We start from the raw sequence: 3,979 nt of genomic DNA, 5'->3' as shown, positions 1-3,979 counted from the left end.
CCGGTCCTATGGCCAGATCTATGTCGGGGTGGTGAACTGGCTGCTGATGCTGGCTACCCTGATGATCGTCCTGGGCTTCCGACATTCCGAGGCGCTGGCCGCCGCCTACGGCATCGCCGTCTCCGCCACCATGCTGATCACCACCGTGCTGCTGCGCCGGGTGATGCGTGAGCTGTGGCACTGGCCCAGCCTGCCCACCAACGTGATGATGGGCCTGTTCGCCGCCGTGGACCTGGCCTTCCTGGTGGCCAACAGCACCAAGCTGTTGGAGGGCGGCTGGCTGCCGCTGGCCATCGGCGGCTTCATCGCCTTCCTCATGGTGGCCTGGCGCAAGGGCAGCGCCGTGGTTCAGGTGATGCTGAGCGAGGGCGGCATCGACTTCGCGGAGTTCATGCGCCGGGTGGAGGAGACGGTGGTCCACCGCCTGCCCGGCACCGCCGTGTTCGTGACGCGCACGGCCGACCGGGTGTCACCCATGCTGGTCCACCACGTGACGCACAACCGGGTGCTGCATGAGCATGTCATCCTGCTGACCCTGGTGCCGACCAAGCGGCCCCGCGTGCCGGCGGGCGAGCGCCTGTCGGCGGAGCACCTGGGCAATGGCTTCTGGCGGGTGACGGTGCGCATCGGTTTCATGCAGAAGCCGGACGTGCCCACGGTCATGCGCGGCCTGGCGCGCCTGGGCCTGGCCTTCTGCCGGGAAGAGGTGACCTACTACATCTCCCACGAGCGCCTGGTGCGCAAGGAACGGGGCTCCGCGCTGTCCGGCCCCGTCTGGACCGCCTATCACCTGATGCAGCGCCTGGGCCTGCGCGCCTCCGACTATTTCCACCTGCCGCCGGAGCAGGTGATGGAGGTGGGCTTCCGGCTGGAGGTATGAGCCGGCCGCCGACTGTCAGAGGTGTCCAGTGACCGTCGTCCCATCCGGACTGGTGATTGCAGCGCCCGGGCAACCTATCCGGAAGTGTCGGTCCATCCGCCGGTATGATAATGGAGCATTAACAGAAAACCTTTAGTCTGCACTGCATATCATTCGCACCTACACGCCCCCTGCTTCATCAGGTCCTGGTTTGCCAAGAGGCTTCCTCAGACCCTTTGGCACATAGGCTTGCAAGGTGGAAAAGCAGGAGCGGTAGACTGATGTTCAAGAGTTTTCTGGCCAGGTTCAGGACAATGGCCGCCACCCTGGCCGCCCTGGACCGGTCGCAGGCGGTGATCGAGTTCGCGCTGGACGGCACGGTGTTGACCGCCAACCAGAACTTCCTGAAGGCGATGGGCTATACCCTGGCCGAGATCAAGGGCAAGCCCCACAGCCTGTTCGTGGAACCGGCGGAGCGGGACAGCGCCCCGTACAAGGCCTTCTGGGACGCGCTGCGGCGCGGCGAATTCCAGGCGGCTCAGTTCAAGCGCATTGGCAAGGGCGGGCGCGAGGTGTGGATCGAGGCCTCGTACAACCCCATCCCCGACCATACCGGGCGCCTGGTCAAGGTCGTGAAATACGCCACCGACGTGACGGCGCAAAAGATGGAATACGCCGATTTCCTGGGCCAGATGACCGCCATCCGCAAGTCACAGGCCGTCATTGAATTCTCCATGGACGGCACGGTGCTGACCGCCAACGACGCCTTCCTCAACACCATGGGCTATACCCTGGCGGAAGTGCAGGGCCGGCCGCACGCCATATTCCTGGATGCCGCCCATCGCGACAGCGCCGACTACCGCGCCTTCTGGGAAGCCCTGCGGCGCGGGGAATACCGGGCGGCGCAGTTCCGGCGCATCGGCAAGGGCGGGCGCGAGGTGTGGATCGAGGCGTCGTACAACCCGATCTTCGATCTGAACGGCCGGTCGATGAAGGTGGTGAAGTACGCCACCGACATCACCCGCCAGGTGCAGATGCTGGCCGACCTGAAGACGTTGATCGACAAGAACTTTGGTGAGATCGATCACGCCATGGACCAGACAACCCGCCAGTCGGGCGACGCCCTGCGCGCGGCGGGGGAGACGTCGGGTTCCGTCCAGATGATGGCGTCCAGCGCCGAGGAACTGGCGGCCTCCATCCGTGAGATCTCGCAAAGCATGGCGCAGTCCCAGGCGGCGGCGGAGAACGCCGCCAACCTGGCGGACCAGGCCGACGCTTCCACCCAGCGGTTGGCGGAGGTCGCCCGTTCCATGGAAGGTGTGGTGGAAGTCATTCGCGGCATCGCCGGCCAGATTAACCTGCTGGCATTGAACGCCACCATCGAGGCGGCGCGGGCAGGTGACGCGGGCAGGGGCTTCGCCGTGGTGGCGACGGAGGTCAAGAACCTGGCCACCGAGTCGGCCAACGCCACCCAGCAGATTTCCGATGAGATCGAAGGCATGCAGGCGGTGTCCGGCGACGTGGTGGGGGCGCTGACCACCATACGGCAATCCATCGGCACGGTGCGGGAATACGTCACGTCCACCGCCGGCGCGGTGGAGGAGCAGAGCGCGGTCACCCGCACCATGTCCTCCAGCATGCAGGCGATGGCGGTGGCGGTGGAAACCGTGACCGACAACCTGGGCGGCATCGTCGCCGCCATCGGCCATGTGGGCCAGACCGTCGCCACCACCAAACAGGCGGCCCACGTCCTGGCCCGGTGAGCCGCGCCCTGTTGAGCCGCGAAGGGGGGGCCGCACCCGCCCCCACGAAGGCCCGCGCGATCAGGCCCTGAACAGGGCCGGGTCGCCACTGCCGGGACTGAAGCCCGGGAAGATGCCGTCAACCTGACCCACACCCATGCGGTGCTTCAGCACGGTGGCCAGCACGTCGCGATAATCGGTGGTGACGGCCAGATCCACGCGCTCATCCAGGTCCTGCGGCTGCAGGCCCGGCCAACGGCCCAGCAGGCGGCCGCCCGCCACCCCGCCGCCAAGGACCATCATCAGCGAACCGTGGCCATGGTCGGTGCCGCCGCTGCGGTTGGCGCGCAGGCGGCGGCCGAACTCGCTGACGGTCACCAGGGTGATGCGGTCATGATAGGCGGACAGGTCGTTCCAGAAGGTGGTGAGTGAACCGGACAGTTGGTGGACCAGGCTCTTGAAACGGCCGGCCTGGCCCTCATGCGTATCCCAGCCGCCCATGTCAACGCAGGCGACCTTCAGCCCGGCGTCCATGCGGATCAGGCGGGCCACCGTCTCCAGCGAGCGGCCAATATCACCGTCGAAGGCGCCGCCGTGTTCCGGCTGATAGGCCAGAACCTTGCCGTCCGGCCCCTTGGGCAGGGCCCCGTTCAGGCGCAGGGCCGCATCCAGGGCCACCCGACCCCCGCGCGCCACGTTGGGGTTGAACAGGGCGGGTTGGCCGCTGCCGGGATACAGCCGTTCCAGCACGGCTTGGGTGCTGGGCCCGCCCGGCAGGCCGAAGCCGCCCCGCAGGTCTGGGATGGACAGGGCTTCGGGGTAGCCCTGCAGCAGTTTGGGCACGCCGCCGGCGGTGCTGACGGCCACCAGTTCGCCGTTGGTGCCCATCTGGCGCAACAGCCGGGCGACCCAGCCGCCTTCGGTTCCAACGACGCCGTTGCCCTTGGGTTCATCCGCCAGGCCGCGCTCCATCAACTCCTGCGCTTCGAAATGGCTGCGGGTGGCGTTGGACAGGCCGGTGGCGTGCACGATGGCCAAGTCCCCCTGGCGATAGATCTCGTGCAGGGCCGCGGCTTCCGGATGCAGGCGGAAATCCACGCCATGGGCTAGGTCGCTGTCCAGGGCGATGCCGGCCTTGTCGCCGCTGTCCAGCAGTCGCAAGTCGGCCGGGCGGGCGTCGATATAGACGGCATCGTTGGACGGCCCGATGAAGTTCAGCACGTCCATGCCGCCCCGGAAGAACAGCACGACCAGGATTTTGCCATTCCCCTCCGCCGCCACGCCGGGGGTGGAAAACGCCAGCTGGCCCAGGCCGGGAACGGCGGTCAGCGCGCCAGCCGCCGCCAAGGTTTTCAGGATCTCGCGTCGATTGAACGCC

3 protein-coding genes are annotated in these 3,979 nt (G+C 67.2%); 2 read left to right on the top strand and 1 reads right to left on the bottom strand.

Annotated features, from left to right (window positions below; genetic code table 11):
* Together I55_RS15785 and I55_RS15780 are read left to right on the top strand one after the other, a co-directional pair.
* The coding region (locus tag I55_RS15785; RefSeq protein ID WP_044561542.1) for a KUP/HAK/KT family potassium transporter at positions 1 to 880 on the top strand (880 nt) is incomplete at its 5' end.
* A 260-nt stretch (positions 881 to 1,140) separates the two neighbouring features.
* Positions 1,141 to 2,622: a PAS domain-containing methyl-accepting chemotaxis protein gene (locus tag I55_RS15780; protein WP_044561541.1), complete on the top strand. Its 1,482-nt coding sequence runs from the start codon at positions 1,141 to 1,143 to the stop codon at positions 2,620 to 2,622.
* A 60-nt stretch (positions 2,623 to 2,682) separates the two neighbouring features.
* Here I55_RS15780 and I55_RS15775 read toward each other — a convergent pair.
* Positions 2,683 to 3,979, bottom strand: a 1,297-nt coding sequence (locus I55_RS15775) for a DUF1501 domain-containing protein (protein ID WP_049974183.1), incomplete at its 5' end; no start/stop codon positions are given.

Origin of the sequence: Azospirillum sp. B4 (genome assembly GCF_000333275.1) — a bacterium.
GTDB lineage: Bacteria > Pseudomonadota > Alphaproteobacteria > Azospirillales > Azospirillaceae > Nitrospirillum.
Note: the sequence above shows the minus strand (reverse complement) of the source record. Positions and strands in the feature narration are given on the sequence as shown.